Origin of the sequence: Faecalibacterium sp. An121 (assembly GCF_002160915.1) — a bacterium.
GTDB classification, from domain to species: Bacteria; Bacillota; Clostridia; order Oscillospirales; family Ruminococcaceae; genus Faecalibacterium; species Faecalibacterium avium.
This window is the reverse complement of the sequence record NZ_NFLM01000003.1, coordinates 78,335-97,947: the sequence shown is the minus strand read 5'-3', so window position 1 is coordinate 97,947 and position 19,613 is coordinate 78,335. Positions and strand designations below refer to the sequence as shown.

The following is a 19,613-nucleotide window of genomic DNA, read 5'->3' as shown; positions in this document are numbered from 1 at the left end:
GGATATCACTCCTGTCCATAGGGCTGGATCAGGGCGACGGCGTGAGCGGCAATGCCCAGTCCCTCCCCCGTAAAGCCCAGATGCTCCTCCGTGGTGGCCTTGACGCTGACCGCCCCTGCGGGCAGGCCAAAGGCGTCGGCCAGGTTCTGGCCCATGGTGAGGATATAGGGGGCCAGTTTGGGCCGCTGGCAGAGGATGGTGGCGTCGATGTTGACCACCTGCCAGCCCGCCTGAGCCAGGATGCGGCGGACCTGCCGGGCCAGCGCCAGGCTGTCCGCCCCCGCATAGGCGGGATCGGTGTCGGGGAAGTGCCGGCCGATGTCCCCCAGGGCCGCGGCGCCCAGCACCGCGTCCATCACCGCGTGGGTCAGCACGTCGGCGTCCGAATGGCCCAGCAGGCCCTTCTCAAACGGGACCGTCACCCCGCCCAAAATCAGGGGCCGGCCCTCCACCAGGCGGTGGACGTCATAACCGTGACCGATGCGCATGGTGTTTCCTCCTTGTCTGGGGCGGGCCGAAGCGGGCAGGTCCTCCCGGGTGGTGATCTTGTAGTTGGCGTAGTCCCCCTGGGTCAGCAGCACCGGCAGCCCCGCCAGCTCAAACAGGCTGGCGTCGTCGGTGACCTGGCTGGCCTCCTCTTCCTCCAGCTGCTGCGACACCCGCAGATACGTGTCACGGTCAAAGCACTGGGGGGTCTGCACCGCGTACAGGGTGCTGCGGTTGGGGGTATAGTGGACCAGGCACTGGGGCGGGACGGACCGGCCATCCCCCGCGGCGCCGAGTTTGACCGTATCCTTGACCGGCACGGCCGGAATCGCCGCGCCCCACTCCTCCGCCCCGGCAAGGGCCTCCTGGATGACGGCATGGCTGACAAACGGCCGGGCCCCGTCGTGGATGGCCACCATCTGCCCCGACGCCGCAGCCACTCCCCTGCGGGCGCTCTCTGCGCGGGTGGCGCCTCCCGTCACCAGATGGACCGGCTTGCGGCAGCGGGCCGCTTCCTTTTGGGCCAGGGCACAGTCCTCCCCGGTCACCAGGATGATCTCCCCGATCTTGGGACATGTATCAAAGGCCCGGATGCTGCGGCCCAGCACGGTCTCCCCGCCCAGGTCAAAGGCCAGTTTATCAAAGCCCATCCGGCTGGATGTGCCTGCCGCCAGTATGACTGCCGATGCTCTCTTTTTCATCTGCTTGTTCCTATCTTTGCGCCTGCCCCGCCCCAAAGCGGCAAAGGCCCAGCATATCTTACAAAAATCCGATTATTATTATAGCGCATCGCCCTGTAAACTGCAACCATTTCACCGCATCCACACAAGAAAAACGCCCCCGCGGCTGCGGGGGCGCTGCAACAAATTCAGTTTGGGGTCATTTGTTGGCTCGTTTCTCTCAGGCCAGCAGGGGTTTCAGGGCTGCCGCCAGGGCGTCCTTCTGGGCCTGGGCTTCGGCCAGATCCTTGCCCAGCGTGGTGAAATAGGTCTTGATCTTGGGCTCGGTGCCGGAGGGACGCACCACCACGGTGGCGCCGCCTTCCAGGGTGTAGATCAGCACGTTGGCTGCGGGCAGGCCGGTCTCCTCGGGCTTCTCGTAGTCGGTCACCTTGACCACCTTGTGGCCTGCAAAGTCTGTCGGGGGATTCTCCCGCAGGCTCTTCATGATGCCGGCCATCTTGTCCATGCCGGTCAGGCCGGGGAATTCGTAGCTGTCCACCTTGTTCAGGTAACGGCCGTACTGGGCGTAGATCTCCTCCAGGCGCTGCTTGATGGAAGAACCGATGCTGCGGTAGTAGGCAGCCATCTCACAGATCAGCATCGAGCCGATGACCGCATCCTTGTCCCGCACATAGGGGCCGGCCAGATAGCCGTAGCTCTCCTCAAAGCCAAAGATGAAGCGGTCCACTTCACCGGCGGCCTCCAGGCCGGCGATCTGGTCGCCGATCCACTTGAAGCCGGTCAGCACGCTGCGCATCTCCACGCCGTAGTGGGCGGCAATGGCGTCCGCCAGGGGGGTGGAGACGATGGACTTGACCGCCACCGGGTTCTTGGGCATGGTGCCCTTCTCGATGCGGCCCGCGCAGATATAATCCAGCAGCAGAGCGCCCATCTCGTTGCCGGTCACCAGCTCATAGCTGCCGTCGGGGCACTTCATGGCGATGCCCACGCGGTCGGCGTCGGGGTCGGTGGCCAGCATCAGGTCTGCGTCCGACTTCTCGGCCAGCTCCAGGCCCAGCTTGAGGGCCTCGAAGATCTCGGGGTTGGGGTAGGAGCAGGTGGTGAAGTAACCGTTGGGGTACTCCTGCTCGGGCACGATGGTGATATCGGTGATGCCGATGTCGTTCAGCACATGGGTGACGGGCACCAGGCCGGAACCGTTCAGCGGGCTGTACACCAGCTTGAGGCCGGCGGTCTTGCACAGGCCGGGACGCACCTGGCGGGCCTCGATGGCCTCGTAGAGGGCCTGCTTGCAGTCATCCCCCACAAAGCGGATCAGACCCTGCTCCACGCCCTGGGCAAAGGAGATGTACTTGGCGCCGGTGAGCACGTCGGTCTTCTGGATCTCGTCGTAGACGATGGCGGCGGCGTCATCGGTCATCTGGCAGCCGTCGGGACCGTAGGCCTTGTAGCCGTTGTACTTGGCGGGGTTGTGGGAAGCGGTCACCATGATGCCCGCATTGCAGTTATAGTACCGGGTGGCGAAGCTCAGAGCCGGCACGGGCATCAGGGCGTCGTAGATCCGCACCTGGATGCCGTTGGCCGCCAGGACGCCGGCAGCCGTCTTGGCAAAGACGTCGCTCTTGATGCGGCTGTCGTAACTGATGGCCACGGTCTGGGTGCCGCCCTGGGTCTTGACCCAGTTGGCCAGGCCCTGGGTGGCCTGACGCACCACATAAATATTCATCCGGTTGGTGCCGGCACCCAGCACGCCCCGCAGGCCGGCGGTGCCGAACTTCAGTGCAACAGCAAAGCGGTCCTTGATCTCCGCATCGTTCCCCTCGATCTTTGCCAGCTCGGGCTTGAGATCGGCGTCCTCCAGATCGGCCGCCATCCAGCGCTTGTATTCATCCAGATACATTGTGAACACCTTACCTTTGCTTTCATATGCGGGAGGGCAGATTCCCCCCTTGGATATTACAAAACTCTATTTATAGTTTATGCTCTGGGGACAGGTCTGTCAATTCTATAATATGCAACAAGATTAGGGGCTTAAAACCGGCAAAAGGCACAAAAACAGGGCAGCGCTTCAGGCGCTGCCCTGGGTATCCGCATGGTTTTCAGAAGTCAGGCGGCCGGCTGGGAGGACCCGCTCCCGGCGCTGGAGGCGCCGGCGTCCTCCGGGGCGGGGGCCGGCTCCCCGCTGAGCACCGACTGGATCACCGCCTGGGCCGCGGCCACCGACGCCTCGTCGGGCATCATGACATACAGTTTCTGGCCCTGGGCCGAATAGCAGTGGGTACTGGAAGAACTGGTGCCGGTGACGCTGCAGTTCTCGATGTCCCAGGCGGCGAAGTCCGACAGCTGCATCCGCACCAGCGCCGCGATCTGTCCCGAGGACAGGCTGGTGACAAAGTTGTCGGACACCGCCTCCAGCAGCCGGCTGTAATTGGTCAGCAGGGCGGGGCTCTTGATCTTCTCCAGCATGGCGTCGATCACCTTCATCTGGTTGATGCCCCGCTGGATATCGCCGGTGGCAAAGGCGTGCCGTTCCCGGGCAAAGGCCAGGGCGGCCGCGCCGTCCAGGTGGTTCCACCCTTCCACAAAGTCGGTGGGGTCATAGTAGCCGGGGCTGCCCACCGAGGTGAAGGCCGTATCGGAGTAGACGTCGATGCCGCCCAAAGCGTCCACGATGTCGATGAAGCCCGCAAAGTTGATCCGGACATACTCGTCCACCTGGATGCCGTAGAGGTCACCCAGCGTCTGCATGGAAGTCTCCACCCCATACAGGCCGGCATGGGTCAGCTTGTCCTTGCTGTCGGTGCCGGCCAGGTCCACGTAGTAGTCCCGGGGGGTGTTGACCAGGGCCACCCGTTTGGTCACCGGGTTGACCACCGCCAGGATGTTCACATCGCTGCGGGCATCCTCGGTCAGCTCGCCCCGGTTGTCCACCCCGCTGAGGTAGACCACAAAGGGCTGGGTGGTGATGGCCTGGGCCTCGTAGTCGGTCTCCTCGTCCCCCATCGTCACCTTGTCCAGGGCGTCCAGGCCCTGCTGGGCCCAGACGCAGCCCACCGCCATGGCGGCGCTGAGCGCAAGGGACAGCAGCCGGGTCAAGGCGCCCCGCACCTTATACCGCTGGCATTTGAAGAACAACAGCCACACCAGGGCCAGCAGCGCCCCCAGGATGGCCAGGTAATAGTTGGGCAGCATCCGGGTGCGGTACAGCTGGATGACAGCCGCTGCGCTCAGAGCCGCCTGCACAAGCAGGATCAGCATAAACAAGCCTCGTTGGATGGGATGTTGGGGCCGCCCCGGCTCCTCATGGCGGGGCGGCGCAGGGGGAGGGGGCGGTTCCTGATGGCTGGGCCGGAAAAAATCCGCCCCGTCCACCGGCACCGGTCCGGCAGGCGGCGCATCGTCGCTGCGCCGGATCTTCCGGGGCCGCTGGGGCTTATGCCCTGCCGGGGCCTGCTCCTCCGGTTCAAAGTCAAAATCCATAGGACAATCTCCTCTGTTACTGGTCGGGCGCGATGGTCAGCACGGCCCGGGCGGGCAGACAGGTGGCGGTCTGGTCCTCGATGCGCAGCCAGCCAAAGCTCTCGCACACATGGTCGGGACAGGGGGAATCCACAAAGCGGACCGCCCCGTCCTCCACCTGGATGTGGACGGTCAGGTAACCGGTATCCACATCATAGGTCCGGTCGACGTCCAGGGGCAGGTCCAGCACGGTGTTCTGGTCGCCGTAGATCAGCTGGGCCTTCAGGGGGGCCTCAGCGTCCCGGCCGGCGCCGCGCAGCAGCACCAGCACCCCCGCCGCCGCCAGGATCACCGCCGCAAACAGGACGTTGGCCAGCCATTTCCGGCGGCTTTCAGGTCGTTTCTCACGCATCGTTCAGGGTCTCCAGTTCTGCCAGCCAGGCTGCCGCCGCCGCGTCGCTGGGCATACGCCAGTCTCCGCGGGGGGACAGGGTGACGCTGCCCACCTTGGGGCCGTCGGGCAGGCAGCTGCGCTTGAACTGCTGGGCAAAGAACCGCCAGTAGAAGCTGCGCAGCCACCGGTACAGCACCTCGTCGGGGTATTCGGGCCGGCCCGCAAAAGCGGCCTGTGCCAGGCGGAAGATCTTGCGGGGCCCGAAGCCGAACCGCAGCACATAGTACAGGTAAAAATCGTGCAGCTCGTAGGGGCCTACCAGCTCCTCGGTGCGCTGGGCGATCTCCCCGTCCTTGGCGGGCAGCAGCTCAGGCGAGACGGGGGTATCCAAAATATCCAGCAGCACCCGGCGCAAAGCGTCCCTTGGGGCGGTGTCGGCCTCGTAGCGCACCAGATGGCGCACCAGGGTCTTGGGCACACCGGCATTGACCCCGTACATGCTCATGTGGTCCCCGTTGTAGGTGGCCCAGCCCAGCGCCAGCTCGGACAGGTCGCCGGTGCCCACCACAAAGCCCCCCTGGAGGTTGGCAATGTCCATCAGCTCCAGGGTGCGCACCCGGGCCTGGCTGTTCTCAAAGGTGACGTCGGGGGTCTGGCCATCGTGGCCGATGTCCGCAAAATGGCTGCGGACCGTGTTGGTGATGTTCACTTCCCGGAAGGTGACCCCCAGCTCCTGGCAGAGGATCTCGGCATTGCTGCGGGTGCGCCGGGTGGTGCCGAAGCAGGGCATGGTCACCGCCAGCACATCCGAAGCGGGGCGGCCCAGCTGGGCCATGGCCCGCGCTGTCACCAGCAGGGCCAGACAGCTGTCCAGCCCGCCCGAAATGCCGATCACCGCCGTTTTGGCGTGGGTGTGCTCCAGGCGCTTGGCCAGGCCGTCCGCCTGCATCCGCAGGATCAGCTCGCACCGCTGGGCGCGGCGGCGGGGGTCCCCCGGCACAAAGGGAGCCGGGTCCACCCGGCGGGTCAGCGGAGTGACGGTCAGTTCCAGGCTGAACTCCACCCTCCGGTATCCCTCCTCCCGGGGCACAAAGCTGGTGTTGCGGGCCCGCTCGGCCTGCATCCGGGCGCAGTCCAGCTCGGTCTCGGCGTTGCCCCCTGCAAAGGGTTTGGCCTCGGCCAGCAAAGCGCCGTTCTCCGCAATGAGGTCGTGGCCCGAAAAGACCATGTCCTGGGTGCTCTCCCCATGGCCGGCCGAGGCGTACAGATAGCCGCACAGCAGACGGGCCGACTGGTTTTCCACCAGGGCCCGGCGGTACTCCGCCTTGCCCACCGTCTCATCGCTGGCCGACAGGTTGGCGATCACCGTGGCCCCCGCCAGGGCATGGAAGGTGGAAGGCGGCAGGGCGCTCCACAGGTCCTCGCACAGCTCCACCCCCAGCACGAAGGAGGGCATCTCCCGGCAGCTGAACAGCAGCCCGGTGCCGAACAGGGTCTCCTGCCCGCACAGGCGGATGGTACGCGCGCCCCCGGGCCCGGGGGTGAAGTGCCGTTTTTCGTAGAACTCGCCGTAGTTGGGCAGGAAGGTCTTGGGCACCACGCCCAGCAGCCGTCCCCGGCAGAATACGGCGGCACAGTTGTACAGCTTGCCGTCCACCTGCAGCGGCAGACCCACCAGGCCCACCAGATCCAGCGGGGCGCTGGCGGCCAGCATCTGCGCAAGGCCGTCCAGGGCAGCCTGCTGCAAAGCCTGCTGGAAAAACAGGTCCCCGCAGGTGTAGCCGGTCAGGGCCAGCTCGGGGAACACGGCCAGCTTGACGCCCCGGGCGGCGCAGTCGTTGAGGGCCGAGACCATCTGCCCGGCGTTATAGGCACAGTCCGCCACCCGCAGCGCGGGCGACAGGGCGGCCGCTTTCAGAAAGCCATCCTTCATACAAGACACATCCTGTCCAATTTCAGCAAAAAAGTGGTTAAACCCGGGCTCCGGCCCGTTTTTTGTCGATGGGGCGGGCATACAGAGCCGGTCAGAGCTTTTTCAGTATACCACAGAGTGCCCAAAACGAAAAGAAACAATTTGTAAAAACCGCACATTTACCCCCGGGTCGGGACACAAAAAAGCCCCGGCCGGGCGGCATACGCGCACAGACGGGACAGATACCGGCCGGCAAAGCCGCGGCCGGCGTTTTTGCAAAAAGAGGAAAACGAGATAGACCGTAAGCCGGGTTCTGTATTAAACGACGATCTGTCTAGGCCCGCCATTGCTGACGGGCTCGTGCCGCCTTCAGGACACGCGAGCAGCGTTTGTATGTCCCATATAGGCGTTGCTTCCGGTAGGGTTTACAAAGCCGGATGGTCACCCATCCGCTGGTGAGCTCTTACCTCGCCCTTTCATCCTTACCGCGCCGTGGGCGCAGCGGTTTCCTTTCTGTTGCACTTTCCCTGGGGTCACCCCCGGCTGCCGTTAGCAGTTACCGTGCTCTGTGAAGCCCGGACTTTCCTCAGGACGGACCAGGCCGCCCCGCCGCCGTATGTTCCACTCGTTTTCCGCAGTCCATGATACCATAACCGCAAACAATTTGCAAGCGCGGCTCTTTTCTGGTATACTTATTTGGTTACTACGATCCGATGAAAGGGGGCCATGCCGTGCGGCTGTATTTCCCGGTGCCGGCCCAGGCGGGGCCAGAGGGCGTCGTGCTGCGCAGCTTTTTGCGCAGCTGCCGGCTTTCCACCGACCTGATGCGGGCGGTCAAGTTCCAGGGCGGGGGCTTTTTCGCCGACGGCGCCCCCATCCTGGCCGACCGCCGGGTCATGCCCGGTCAGGTGGTCTCCTTTGACCTGCCCCCCGAAGGGGAGGGCTGTCTGCCCCAGCAGGGCATCCCCTTCCGGGTGGCCTATCAGGACTTTTTTGCCCTGGTGCTGGACAAGCCGGCGGGCATTGCGGTCCACCCCACCCTCAACTATCCCGGGGGCACCCTGGCCAACGGCTACGCGGCCTGGCGGCAGGCTTCCGGCGCCAGCACCGTTTTCCGCCCGGTCAACCGCATCGACAAGGACACCAGCGGCCTGGTGCTGGCGGCCCAGCACCCCTACGCCGCCCCCCTGCTGGCCCAGCACGTGGAAAAGCTCTACTACGCGGTGGTGGAGAGGGAGCTGCCTTTGGGCCCCGGCGTCATCGACGCCCCCATCGGCCGCCGGCCCGACAGCATCATCGGCCGGTGCGTCACCCCGGAGGGCAAGCCCAGCCGCACCGAGTATACCATTATAAAGGCGCAGGACGGCCTCAGTCTGGCGGCCTGCGTGCCGGTCACCGGGCGCACCCACCAGATCCGGGTGCACTTTGCCTCCATCGGCTGCCCCCTGGCCGGGGACGACCTCTACGGCGGGCACCGGGACCGGATCGGCCGGCAGGCGCTGCACTGCGCGCGCCAGCAGTTCCAGGTCCCCGCAGGCCGGGCCGCCGCGGACGGCTTCTGGTTCGACACCCCTCTCCGGCTGGTCCCGGTGACGGTGGAAAGCCCCCTGCCCGCCGACATGATTGCGTTATTTTCGTGAAAAGTCGGTGAAAGGTTCATCCAAATTCTGTGCAAAACCTTGCCTCATGGCCCAGGGAGTGTATAATTTAAAGAGAATGCAAAGGGCCTGGCAGCCGCTGGTCTGGCCGGGCCGTTCTTTTATGCCTGCAAGCATCTCTGCTTTTTGGATAGACCTACCCACACTCTATCGGAAGGAGAACCACGCTTTTGATTGACGAGAAGATCCAGGAGCCGCAGGACGAGCTTTCCCCCGCCCCGCCTCCCCTGACAATAAAAGGCCGGATGCGGGCCGCCTGGGCCCACGTCCAGTGCAGCAGCCTGCTGCGCCGGCACCGGTTCCAGCGCCGTACCCGCCGTCATATGGACAGCCTGGGCGCCCTTGTGTGCACCCTGCCCCTGGTCGGACAGGTGGGCGACTGGCTGTACTCCCTTGGCTTTTCGAGCGAATACGCCCTGATCCGCGCCGGGCGCGCCGTCCGGTCGGCAGCCCTCTGGCTGGCAGCCGCCTTTCTGGGGGCATGGCACAGCATCGCAGACATCGCCTTCCCCGAGGCGCGGGTGGTGCTGCGGGAATTCTTCGGTCCCCTGTACGTATTCTGCCGCGGCGTGCGGAACATCTGGGTCCACGGCGGCCAGGTGCGCCGGGAAAGGGGCTTCTGGGCCGGCATCGTGGCCGACCTGCAGTACTTAGGCCGGGGCGTGGTGCGCTATATGGGGCTGCTGCCCCGGATGGCGGTCTACCTGATGCCCCTGGGCGCGCTGGCCATCCTGCTGGCGGTGGTCCAGACCATGATGGGCAACCCCTATACCCTGGCCGTGGAGGTCAACGGCATGACGGTGGGGTGCGTGGCCAACGAGGACGTGTTCGACTCGGCCCGGGAAGATGTGCTGCAGCGCGTCAGCTATGCGGGCACCACCGGGGAGACCGAGCTGTCCATCCAGCCCACCTACCGGCTGGCCATCTCCAGCGACGTGCTGAACGAGAGCGAAATGGCCGACGCCATCCTGTCGGCGGTCAGCGACGAGATCTCCGAGGGCACCGCCCTCTATCTGGACGGGGAATTGACGGCGGTATGCGCCGACGGCGACCAGCTGCAGCTCTACCTGAGCGGCCTGCTGGAGCCCTACGAGGACCCCGGCGACCCCAATGTTTCGGTCAGCTTCAGCCGGGAGGTCACCCTGGAGGACGGCCTCTACTTCACCGACAGTTTCAAGGATTATGCCGATATCGTGTCCCTTTTGTCCGGCGTGCGCCAGGCGGAGCGGGTGTACACCGTCGTGGCCGGCGACAGCATCAGCCTGATCGCCACCAAGAACAACCTGACCACCGCCGAGCTGTGCGAGCTGAACAACATCACCCCCGATGCGGCCATCTTCCCCGGGGACGAGCTGATCGTCACCCGGGAGGAGGCCATGCTGGAGGTGCAGATCACCCGCACCGTCAGCTGGACCGAGGAGATCCCCTTCTCCACCAAACAGACCCAGTCCAGCGAGTATGCCTTCGGCACCACCCGCACCGTCCAGGAGGGCGAGAACGGCGTGCGTACCATCACCGCCCAGAACCTCTACGACACCGACGGCAACCTGCTCAACCAGACCATCCTGAGCAGCGAGATCACCAAGGAGCCGGTGGACCGGGAGATCGTGGTGGGCACCAGGCTGCCCAGCGGCAGCGTGGCCCAGGTGGGCAACGGCACCTTCATCTGGCCGGTGCCCCAGTATACTTACTGCTCCCGCTGGTATTCCAGCAGCCACAAGGGCGTAGACATCTGCGCCCCCGCCGGCACCCCCATCTATGCGTCGGCCAGCGGCGTGGTGTCCAAGGCCGGCTATGAACGGGCGGGCGCGGGCAGCGGCTACGGCAACTCCCTCATCATCAACCACGGCAACGGTTACAGCACCCTGTACGCCCACTGCCTGTCCCTGACCGTCAGCGCCGGACAAGCCGTCAGCCAGGGTCAGCTGATCGGCTATGTGGGCTCCACCGGACGCTCCAGCGGCAACCACTGCCACTTCGAGATCCGCCAGAACGGCCGTTACCTGCCCCCCCAGAACTACTTCAACCGGTGACCCGGGCAGCCGCCCGCTGCCCTTTTGCATCCACATCAGAAGGAGGTTTTTACCATGTCCACCCCGCACATTGCCGCCCAGCCGGGCGATTTCGCCAAAACCGTCCTGATGCCCGGGGATCCCCTGCGGGCCCAGTTCATCGCAGACACCTTTTTGCAGGATGTCCGGCAGGTGACCGCCGTCCGCGGGATGCTGGGCTTCACCGGCACCTATGAGGGCCGGCCCATCAGCGTGATGGGCAGCGGCATGGGGATGCCCTCCATCGGCATCTATTCCTACGAGCTGTTCAAGTTCTACGGCGTGGAAAACATCGTGCGCATCGGCTCGGCCGGCAGCTACACCGACAAGGCCAAGCTGTTCGACGTGGTGCTGGCCGCCGGCGCCGTCAGCGAGTCCAGCTACGCCAGGACCCAGAGCGGCTTTGAGGGCCACATCACCTTCCCCAGCCGCGAACTGAACGAGAAGCTGCGCGCCTCGGCCCAGAAGCTGGGCATCCCCCTGATCGAGGGCAACATCCACTCCTCCGACGTGTTCTACCGCCAGCCCTCCGACGCCAAGCCCACCTACTGGGAAAAGCTGCGGGACGAGCAGGGCTGCGTCTGCGTGGAGATGGAGAGCTTCGCTCTGTTTGCCAACGCCCAGGTGCTGGGCAAGCACGCCGCCTGCCTGCTGACCATCTCGGACAGCTTCGTCTCCCCCGAGATCACCACCGCCGAACAGCGCCAGAAGAGCTTTACCGACATGATGAAGGTTGCCCTGGGCGCCGACTACTGAGGAGGACGCCCCATGTCTGACCTTTCGCAGGCGGAAAAGCAGGCCCTGATCCGCGCCGCCCTGGATGCCCGCACCCGGGCCGTGGCCCCGTACAGCCGCTTTGCGGTGGGGGCGGCCCTGCGCAGCATCGACGGCCAGGTGTTCACCGGCTGCAACATCGAGAACGCCGCCTTCACCCCCACCAGCTGCGCCGAGCGCACCGCCCTCTTTACGGCTGTCAGCCAGGGGGTCACCCGCTTCACCGACATTGCGGTGGTGGGCGCCAAGATGGGCGAGGTGAACAAGCTGGTCACCGCCCCCTGCGGCGTATGCCGCCAGGCCCTGTATGAGTTCTGCGGGCCCGGCCTCAACGTCATCATGGCCAAAACGCCCGAGGATTACATCGAGATGAGCCTGGGCGAGCTGCTGCCGCTGGGCTTCGGCGCCGCCAACATCGAGTGACACAGCCTGCCCCGCGCAGGATAAAACCGCCCAAAAAACCGGCGCAAGGTGGATGCCTTGTGTCGGTTTTTGACAATTTAACGGAAATATTGTAAAGAATTTGTAATGTTATCCCGCTTGCGCCGTACACAATTTGCAGCTATACTGAAAGGGTAGAGAATGCGGACCTATGTGTCCGCGTCCCCGATCTGTCCGTGAATGGTTGCAGACAACTGTGAAAAAGGAGAGAATTCTTATGAATATGATTTCCCGTCGTAAGTTCATGGCCGTGGCTGGCGCAGCCGCTGCCGTTTCTGTTCTGTCCGCCTGCGGCGGCAGCTCTTCCAGCAGCACCGCCACCAGCACCGCTTCTTCCGTTGCCTCCAGCGCTTCCAGCGCCGCTTCCGAGGCTGCCGAGGGCGCTGCCGTCTCGTATGTGGCCCTGTGCTGCGACACCGGCACCATCGATGACGAGAGCTTCAACCAGGCCTGCTGGACCGCCGTCCAGAACTACATGGGCGACAACTGCCAGTACTACATCCCCGAGGCAGACGCTTCCGATGAGGACCGCGAGACCATGATCCGCCAGGCTGTCAACGACGGCGCTGACACCGTGGTCTGCGTGGGCTACCTGTACGGCGCTTCCCTGGCCTGGGCTGCCGAGCAGTACCCCGACATCCGCTTCATCGCCATCGACGTGACCCAGGCCGACATCGGCACCGACGCCATCCCCTCCAACTGCTACTGCATCACCTTCAAGGAGGAGCAGGCAGGCTATCTGGCAGGCTACGCCATCGCCAAGGACGGCTTCACCAAGCTGGGCTTCCTGGGCGGCATGGCTGTTCCCGCCGTCATCCGCTACGGCTACGGCTACATCCAGGGCATCGACGCAGCTGCCCAGGAGACCGGCAATGCGGTCGAGGTCAACTACTTCTACGGCGGCCAGTTCTACGGCGACGCCAACATCACCTCCCGTATGGAGGGCTGGTACACCAGCGGCACCGAAGTGGTCTTTGCCTGCGGCGGCGGCATCTACACCTCCGCTCTGGAGGCTGCCATCAAGTCCAACGGCTACATCATCGGCGTGGACGTGGACCAGAACTACATCGGCGCCAACGGCGTGGCCGACGGCACTTACAGCTACAACCCCTTCATCACCTCTGCCATGAAGCAGCTGACTGTGGCCGTTGAGTCCGCCCTGGGCGACATCGACGGCGGCGAGTGGGCCAACATCGCTGCGACCAACGGCAACTTCGGCCTGCAGGAGGGCGACTACGTCGGCCTGCCCACCGCTGAGGGCAGCTGGAACTTCCGCACCTTCACCGTGGAGGAGTACGAGGCGGTCAAGGAGAAGATCGCTTCCGGCGAGATCGTCGTGGACAACTCCAGCGAGGACAGCGTCAAGCCCACCACCAGCGACCTGGTCACTGTCACCTACGTCCAGTAAACTGCGGTCTGCTGCATTATCCCATATCGTCCGGCAGGGTGCCCAAAAGGCACCCTGCTTTTTTGTGTAAAAATACATTTTTTCGATGGTGCGTCCCACACAGGGCGCATTCGCTGCACATTCCTTTTCTTTTTTGCAAAATGCCGGATTTTTAGACCTTTTTTCCTTGCAAAGTATCACCAAAATACGTTATAATGGGTAGAGTTAGAAGAATGCGTCACCACCGTCTGAAAGGAGAGTGAGCAGATTGGCCGAGGATTATGTGATCGAGATGCTCCACATTACCAAGGAATTCCCTGGGATCAAGGCAAACGATGATATTACCCTCCAACTGCGCAGAGGTGAGGTCCACGCGCTTCTGGGTGAGAACGGCGCCGGCAAGAGCACGCTGATGAGCGTGCTGTTCGGCCTGTACCAGCCGGAGCAGGGCAAGATCCTCAAAAACGGAAAGGAAGTCCAGATCCGCAACCCCAACGATGCCAATGCGCTGGGGATCGGCATGGTCCATCAGCACTTCAAGCTGGTGGAATGCTTCACCGTGCTGGACAATATCATCCTGGGTGTGGAGCCCAACAAACTGGGCTTTTTGCAGAAAGCGGAAGCCCGCAAAAAGGTCATGGCCCTCAGTGAGAAGTACGGCCTGCGGGTGGACCCGGACGCCCTGGTCAGCGATATCTCGGTGGGTATGCAGCAGCGTGTGGAGATCCTCAAGATGCTGTACCGCGACAACGAGATCCTGATCTTTGACGAGCCCACCGCCGTGCTGACCCCCCAGGAGATCGACGAGCTGATGGAGATCATGCGGGGCTTCAAGAAAGAGGGCAAGAGCATCCTGTTCATCACCCACAAGCTCAACGAGATCATGGCCGTCGCAGACCGCTGCACCGTCCTGCGCAAGGGCAAATACGTCGGCGTCACCGACATCGCCCACACCACCAAGGAAGAGCTCTCCCGCATGATGGTGGGCCGCGATGTCCAGCTGGAGATCGAGAAGGCCCCCGCCAAACCCGGCGAGGTGATCCTGGACGTGAAGGGCGTCACCATCCCCAGCTCCACCCACAAGAAGAACGCCGTCAAGGACGTGTCCTTCCAGGTGCGGGCGGGCGAGATCGTCTGCCTGGCCGGCATCGAAGGCAACGGCCAGACCGAGTTCGTCTATGGCCTGACCGGCCTGGAAAAGGTGAGCAGCGGCTCCATCTCTTTCTGCGGCAAGGACATCACCCACGCCTCCATCCGCGAGCGCTCCAAGGAGGGCATGAGCCACATCCCGGAGGACCGCCACAAGCATGGCCTGGTGCTGGACTACACCCTGGAGAACAACATGGTCCTGCAGCGGTACTGGCAGCCCGACTTCCAAAGCCACGGCTTCATCCGCAAGGACAAGGTCCGGGAATACTCGGACCGGCTGATCGAGCAGTACGACGTGCGCAGCGGCCAGGGCAGCTCCACCATCGTCCGCAGTATGTCGGGCGGCAACCAGCAGAAGGCCATCATCGCCCGTGAGATCGACCGCGACCCCAAGCTGCTGGTGGCTGTGCAGCCCACCCGCGGCCTGGACGTGGGCGCCATCGAGTATATCCACCGCCAGATCGTGGCCCAGCGGGATGCCGGCAAGGCCGTGCTGCTGGTCAGCCTGGAGCTGGACGAAGTGATGAACCTATCCGACCGCATCCTGGTCATGTACGAGGGTGAGGTCGTGGGCGAATTCGATCCCAAGACCACCACCGTTCAGGAGCTGGGCCTCTATATGGCCGGCGCCCGCAAGCAAGGGAAAGGAGAATGATCGGCTTTATGGATTCCAAGAAAAAGATGCTTTCCCACAGCGGCAAGGGCCGGTCAGCCTTTGTCAGCGTGCTGGCGGCGCTGCTGTGCATCCTGATCGGCCTGGTGTGCGGCTACCTGGTGCTGCTGGCCATCAACGCCGAGCACGCCTGGGCCGACGGCTTCGTCCGCATCTTGAAGGGCGGCTTCTATGACGCCCCCTACGGCGTGGGCCGCACCCTGGCCAACGCCGCCCCCCTGGTGATGACCGGCCTTTCGGTGGCCTTTGCCTTCAAGACCGGCCTGTTCAACATCGGCGCCGCCGGGCAGTACACCCTGGGCGCCTACGGCGCGCTGTACTGCGCCATCGTGCTGCATCTGCCCTGGTATGTGGGCCTGGTGGCTTCCGCCATCCTGGGCGGGCTGTGGGGCGCCATCCCCGGCCTGTTCAAGGCCTACCTGAACATCAATGAGGTCATCACCTCCATCATGTTCAACTGGATCGGCCTGTACCTGGTCAACGAGATCATCTATGGCAACGGCACCGGCGTCATGTACGATTCCCGCAACACCCGCACCTGGAACCTGCGCCGCCTGGAAGGCGCCGAAGGCACCATCATCCCTGACTTTGGCCTGAACGATATGTTCCAGACCAACAGCACCACCATCGCCATCTTCCTGGCCATCGTGGTGGCCATCGTGATCTGGGTCGTCCTGGACAAGACCACCTTTGGCTACGAGCTGAAAGCGGTGGGCCTGAACAAGAACGCGGCCCGCTACGCCGGCATCAACGAGAAAAAGAACCTGGTCCTGTCCATGGTCATCGCAGGCGCCCTGGCCGGCTTCGGCGCCGGCCTGTACTACCTGTCCGGCGTGTCGGAGTGGAACCCCCTGAACTCCACCACCCTGCCGGCCATGGGCTTCAACGGCATCTCGGTGGCCCTGCTGGCCAGCTCCAACCCCATCGGCACCATCTTTTCGGCGCTGTTCATCTCCCACATCACGGTGGGCGGCTCGTTCCTGTCCACCCGGTACTACCCCACTGAGGTGGCCGACCTGATCAGCGGCATCATCATCTACCTGTGCGCCTTCTCGATGCTGTTCCGGGGCAGGATCGCCAAGCTGCTGGCCGGCGGCAAGCGCGCCGAAAAGGCCGCGGCCGAGAGCAAAAAGGAGGGCTAAGCTATGCTGTTACTGATCAAATACACCCTGCTTTATGGCATCGTCCTGATGCTGGTGGCCCTGGGCGGTATGTTCAGCGAGCACTCGGGCATCATCAACATCGCCCTGGAGGGCATCATGGTCATCGGCGGCGTGGCGGGCGTCCTGACCCTGACCCTGCTGCCGGCCAGCACCCCGGCCTGGATGATCGTGGTCATCTCGATCCTGGCCGCGGCCGTGGCGGGCATGGTCTATTCCCTGCTGCTGGCTTTTGCCTCCATCAACCTCAAGGCCGACCAGACCATCGGCGGCACCGCCCTCAACCTGCTGGCCACAGCGGTGGCGGTGGTGCTTGCCAAATACTTCAGCGAGAGCGGCAGCGCCAAGCTGAACTACTCCAACCGCCCCTTCCTGTTTTCCATCGGCGGGCTGGAAATGAGCGTCTTTGTGCCGCTGGGCATCGCCCTGCTGATCATCAGCTATATCGTTATGTACAAGACCCGCTTTGGCCTGCGGCTGCGCTCCTGCGGCGAGCATCCCCAGGCGGCCGACTCGGTGGGCATCAACGTCTACAAGATGCGCTACGCCGGCGTGCTGATCTCGGGCGCGCTGGGCGCCATCGGCGGCATGGCCTATATCGTGCCCCCCGTCCAGACCTGGAACTTTGAGGTGGGCGTGGCAGGCGCCGGCTTTTTGGCCCTGGCCGTCATGATCTTTGGTCAGTGGAAGCCTTTCCACATCTTTGGGGCGGCCATGTTCTTTGCCGTCTTCAAAAGCCTGGCCAACATCGCGGACTCCACCTTCCTGGCGAACCTGGGCTGGTCCAGCAACATCTACAACATGATGCCCTTTATCGCGTCCATGATCATTCTGGCTTTCACGTCCAAGAACAGCATGGCGCCCAAGGCCGAGGGCATCCCCTACGACAAGGGTTCCCGTTGATCGTACCCGACAGGCGGCGGCAGGCATACGGCTTGCCGCCGTTTTTGTTCCCAAGGAGGTCACCCATGCAGAAAATTCTGATCATTGGCTGTTCGGGGGCGGGCAAGAGCACCTTTGCCCGCCGCCTGCAGTCCCTTACCGGCCTGCCCCTGTACTACCTGGACCGGCTGTGGCACAGGCCCGACCGCACCCACATCACCCGGGAGGAATTCGATCGGACCCTGGCCGAATGGCTGGCCCGGCCGGCCTGGATCATCGACGGCGACTACAGCCGCACCCTGCAGGTCCGGCTGGAAGCCTGCGATACGGTCTTTTTCCTGGACTATCCGCTGGAAGCCTGCCTGGCAGGGGTGGAAAACCGCCGCAACTCGCTCCGCCCCGATATGCCCTGGGTCGAAACGGAGCTGAACGCGGAGTTCCTGCAATACATCCTGGACTTTGGCCGGGATCAGCTCCCCATCGTCACCGCCCTGCTGGAACGCTACCGGGGGCGCCGAAAGATCATCACTTTCCATAGCCGCGCCGAGGCGGACAACTATCTGAACGCGCTGGCCGTGACCCTTCGGCCCTACCGGCCCGAGGACTGTCCCGCCCTCGCCCACCTGTTTTACGAGACGGTCCACACTGTCAACGCGGCCCACTACTCCCCCGCCCAGCTGGACGCCTGGGCCCCCGCCTGCGGCCCCGACCTCGCCGCCTGGGACGAGAGCTTCCGGGCGCACCTGACCCTTGTAGCCGAGCTGGACGGGAAGCTGGCCGGCTTTGGGGACATCGACACCGCCTGCGGCTACCTGGACCGGCTGTACGTCCATAAGGACTTCCAGGGCCGGGGCGTTGCCACCGCCCTTTGCGGCGCGCTGGAACAGGCGGCGGCCGGCCCGGTCACCACCCACGCATCCGTGACGGCGCGGCCCTTCTTTGCAAGGCGCGGCTACCGGGTGCTGCGGGCACAGCAGGTGGAGCGCCGGGGGGTGCGCCTGGCCAACTATGCAATGGAAAAAAGCGCAGATTTGTGAAGTTTCTGCCAACTTTCGGGCCGGGGCCTTGCCTTTCGGCAAAAGTCATACTATACTGGAACCATCCAAACCTACCGCACAGACAGGAGTGAACCCATATGCGTATCTACGATCTCATCGCCAAAAAGCGGGACGGCGGCACCCACACCCGCGCCGAGCTGGAGACCCTCATCAACGGCTATGTAGCGGGCCAGGTGCCCGATTACCAGATGGCCGCCTGGATGATGGCAGTCTATCTGCGGGGGATGACCGACCAGGAGACCGCCATCCTGACCGACATCATGGCCCACAGCGGCGAGATGGTGGACCTGTCCCCCATCCAGGGCATCAAGGTGGACAAGCATTCCACCGGCGGGGTGGGCGACAAGACCACCCTGGTCATCGCGCCCATCGCAGCCGCCTGCGGGGTCAAGATCGCCAAGATGAGCGGCCGCGGCCTGGGCCACACCGGCGGCACCATCGATAAGATGGAGAGCGTGCCCGGCACCCGCACCGCCCTCAGCCAGGAAGAATTTTTCGCACAGGTGAACCGCATCGGCATTTCGGTGATCGGCCAAAGTGAAAACATCGCGGTGGCGGACAAAAAGATGTACGCCCTGCGGGACGTCACCGCCACCGTCAGCTGCATCCCCCTCATCGCCTCCAGCATCATGTCCAAAAAGCTGGCCTCGGGCTCGGACGCCATTTTGCTGGACGTCACCACCGGCACCGGCGCCTTTATGAAAACGATGGAGGAGAGCATCCAGCTGGCCCGGCTGATGGTGTCCATCGGGGCCCACCACGGACGCCAGGTGGCCGCCATGATCACCGACATGGACACCCCCCTGGGCCACAACATCGGCAACAGCCTGGAAGTGATCGAGAGCATGGAGGTGCTGAAAGGCCGCGGCCCCGCCGACCTGACCGAGGTATGTTTGCAGCTGGCAAGCTATATGCTGGTGCTGGCGGGCAAGGGCAGTCCCAGCGCCTGCCGCGCCATGGCCCAGCAGGCCATCCAGGACGGCAGCGCCTTTGCCAAGTGCAGGGAGATGTTTGCCGCCCAGAGAGGCGACGTGCGGGTCCTGGAGGATTACAGCCTGTTCGCCCAGCCCGCCGCCCGCTATGAGCTTCTGGCCGACGCCGAGGGCTACATTGTGGAGAACGACGCCGAAAAGATCGGCACCGCCAGCGTTCTGCTGGGGGCCGGCCGGGAGAAGAAGGGCGACCCCATCGACTATGCAGCCGGCATCATCCTGCACAAAAAGCGCGGGGACTATGTGCGCAGGGGCGAGAGCCTGGCCACCTTCTGCGGCCAGGCCAGCCGCTTTGCCGCCGCCGAAGCCTGCTACCGGTCCGGGCTGCGCATCGGTCCCGACCAGCCCGCGGAGCTGCCCCTGATCTACGCCATCGTCACCCAGGACGGCGTGCAGCGACTGTAAAAAGGCACAAAAACGCCCCCGCCTCATTGCAGAGGCGGGGGTATTGTTC

15 protein-coding genes and 1 other RNA gene are annotated in these 19,613 nt (G+C 64.1%); 10 read left to right on the top strand and 6 right to left on the bottom strand.

The window, feature by feature from the left end; all coding sequences use genetic code 11:
* Positions 1 to 5: 5 nt before the first annotated feature.
* The 6 genes from ispF to rnpB form a co-directional block, all read right to left on the bottom strand.
* On the bottom strand, positions 6 to 1,187 hold the full coding sequence (gene ispF, locus B5E66_RS02560) for a 2-C-methyl-D-erythritol 2,4-cyclodiphosphate synthase (RefSeq protein WP_087228413.1): 1,182 nt from the start codon (positions 1,185 to 1,187) through the stop codon (positions 6 to 8).
* Positions 1,188 to 1,386: 199 nt separating this feature from the next.
* Entirely contained in the window at positions 1,387 to 3,069 is a 1,683-nt protein-coding gene (locus B5E66_RS02555; RefSeq protein WP_087228412.1) for a phospho-sugar mutase, read from the bottom strand.
* Positions 3,070 to 3,275: 206 nt separating this feature from the next.
* A complete protein-coding gene (locus B5E66_RS02550) occupies positions 3,276 to 4,649 on the bottom strand; it encodes an LCP family protein (protein ID WP_087228411.1) in 1,374 nt (457 codons plus the stop codon).
* Positions 4,650 to 4,665: 16 nt separating this feature from the next.
* Positions 4,666 to 5,040, bottom strand: a complete 375-nt coding sequence (locus B5E66_RS02545; protein ID WP_087228410.1) for a NusG domain II-containing protein — start codon at positions 5,038 to 5,040, stop codon at positions 4,666 to 4,668.
* A complete protein-coding gene (locus B5E66_RS02540) occupies positions 5,033 to 6,955 on the bottom strand; it encodes an NAD(+) synthase (protein ID WP_087228409.1) in 1,923 nt (640 codons plus the stop codon). Before B5E66_RS02540 ends, B5E66_RS02545 begins: the two co-directional genes overlap by 8 nt.
* A 265-nt stretch (positions 6,956 to 7,220) precedes the next feature.
* Positions 7,221 to 7,562: RNase P RNA component class A (rnpB, locus tag B5E66_RS02535), an RNA gene on the bottom strand.
* Between the two features lie 103 nt (positions 7,563 to 7,665).
* Between rnpB and B5E66_RS02530 the strand changes: the two genes are divergently transcribed.
* The 10 genes from B5E66_RS02530 to B5E66_RS02485 all read left to right on the top strand — a co-directional run bounded on the left by B5E66_RS02530 (position 7,666) and on the right by B5E66_RS02485 (position 19,564).
* The gene (locus B5E66_RS02530; RefSeq protein WP_087228408.1) at positions 7,666 to 8,574 is read left to right on the top strand and encodes an RluA family pseudouridine synthase; all 909 of its coding nucleotides are present in this window, start codon (positions 7,666 to 7,668) and stop codon (positions 8,572 to 8,574) included.
* Positions 8,575 to 8,762: 188 nt separating this feature from the next.
* Positions 8,763 to 10,625, top strand: a complete 1,863-nt coding sequence (locus B5E66_RS02525; protein WP_087228407.1) for a peptidoglycan DD-metalloendopeptidase family protein — start codon at positions 8,763 to 8,765, stop codon at positions 10,623 to 10,625.
* A gap of 54 nt (positions 10,626 to 10,679) precedes the next feature.
* The gene (gene deoD / locus B5E66_RS02520) at positions 10,680 to 11,399 is read left to right on the top strand and encodes a purine-nucleoside phosphorylase (RefSeq protein WP_087228406.1); all 720 of its coding nucleotides are present in this window, start codon (positions 10,680 to 10,682) and stop codon (positions 11,397 to 11,399) included.
* Positions 11,400 to 11,411: 12 nt separating this feature from the next.
* On the top strand, positions 11,412 to 11,840 hold the full coding sequence (locus B5E66_RS02515; RefSeq protein ID WP_087228405.1) for a cytidine deaminase: 429 nt from the start codon (positions 11,412 to 11,414) through the stop codon (positions 11,838 to 11,840).
* Between the two features lie 235 nt (positions 11,841 to 12,075).
* A complete protein-coding gene (locus B5E66_RS02510; protein WP_242958060.1) occupies positions 12,076 to 13,266 on the top strand; it encodes a BMP family lipoprotein in 1,191 nt (396 codons plus the stop codon).
* Between the two features lie 271 nt (positions 13,267 to 13,537).
* Complete coding sequence (locus B5E66_RS02505) at positions 13,538 to 15,049, top strand: ABC transporter ATP-binding protein (RefSeq protein WP_087228473.1); 1,512 nt, start codon at positions 13,538 to 13,540, stop codon at positions 15,047 to 15,049.
* An 8-nt stretch (positions 15,050 to 15,057) separates the two neighbouring features.
* Positions 15,058 to 16,209 (top strand): ABC transporter permease, encoded by a 1,152-nt coding sequence (locus tag B5E66_RS02500; RefSeq protein WP_087228472.1) that lies wholly within the window; start codon positions 15,058 to 15,060, stop codon positions 16,207 to 16,209.
* A 3-nt stretch (positions 16,210 to 16,212) separates the two neighbouring features.
* Complete coding sequence (locus tag B5E66_RS02495) at positions 16,213 to 17,130, top strand: ABC transporter permease (protein ID WP_087228403.1); 918 nt, start codon at positions 16,213 to 16,215, stop codon at positions 17,128 to 17,130.
* Between the two features lie 554 nt (positions 17,131 to 17,684).
* Positions 17,685 to 18,146 carry a GNAT family N-acetyltransferase gene (locus B5E66_RS02490; RefSeq protein WP_087228471.1) on the top strand — a complete coding sequence of 154 codons (462 nt, stop codon included), beginning with the start codon at positions 17,685 to 17,687 and terminating at the stop codon, positions 18,144 to 18,146.
* 98 nt (positions 18,147 to 18,244) lie between these two features.
* Entirely contained in the window at positions 18,245 to 19,564 is a 1,320-nt protein-coding gene (locus B5E66_RS02485; protein WP_087228402.1) for a thymidine phosphorylase, read from the top strand.
* Positions 19,565 to 19,613: the final 49 nt, after the last annotated feature.

Coding starts and splice junctions, on each gene's coding strand:
- ispF (WP_087228413.1), bottom strand. CDS start 1,187: ATGAAAAAGAGAGCATCGGCAGTCATACTGGCGGCAGGCACATCCAGC.
- B5E66_RS02505 (WP_087228473.1), top strand. CDS start 13,538: ATGCTCCACATTACCAAGGAATTCCCTGGGATCAAGGCAAACGATGAT.
- B5E66_RS02540 (WP_087228409.1), bottom strand. CDS start 6,955: ATGAAGGATGGCTTTCTGAAAGCGGCCGCCCTGTCGCCCGCGCTGCGG.
- B5E66_RS02510 (WP_242958060.1), top strand. CDS start 12,076: ATGAATATGATTTCCCGTCGTAAGTTCATGGCCGTGGCTGGCGCAGCC.
- B5E66_RS02485 (WP_087228402.1), top strand. CDS start 18,245: ATGCGTATCTACGATCTCATCGCCAAAAAGCGGGACGGCGGCACCCAC.
- B5E66_RS02550 (WP_087228411.1), bottom strand. CDS start 4,649: ATGGATTTTGACTTTGAACCGGAGGAGCAGGCCCCGGCAGGGCATAAG.
- B5E66_RS02555 (WP_087228412.1), bottom strand. CDS start 3,069: ATGTATCTGGATGAATACAAGCGCTGGATGGCGGCCGATCTGGAGGAC.
- deoD (WP_087228406.1), top strand. CDS start 10,680: ATGTCCACCCCGCACATTGCCGCCCAGCCGGGCGATTTCGCCAAAACC.
- B5E66_RS02495 (WP_087228403.1), top strand. CDS start 16,213: ATGCTGTTACTGATCAAATACACCCTGCTTTATGGCATCGTCCTGATG.
- B5E66_RS02500 (WP_087228472.1), top strand. CDS start 15,058: ATGGATTCCAAGAAAAAGATGCTTTCCCACAGCGGCAAGGGCCGGTCA.
- B5E66_RS02545 (WP_087228410.1), bottom strand. CDS start 5,040: ATGCGTGAGAAACGACCTGAAAGCCGCCGGAAATGGCTGGCCAACGTC.
- B5E66_RS02515 (WP_087228405.1), top strand. CDS start 11,412: ATGTCTGACCTTTCGCAGGCGGAAAAGCAGGCCCTGATCCGCGCCGCC.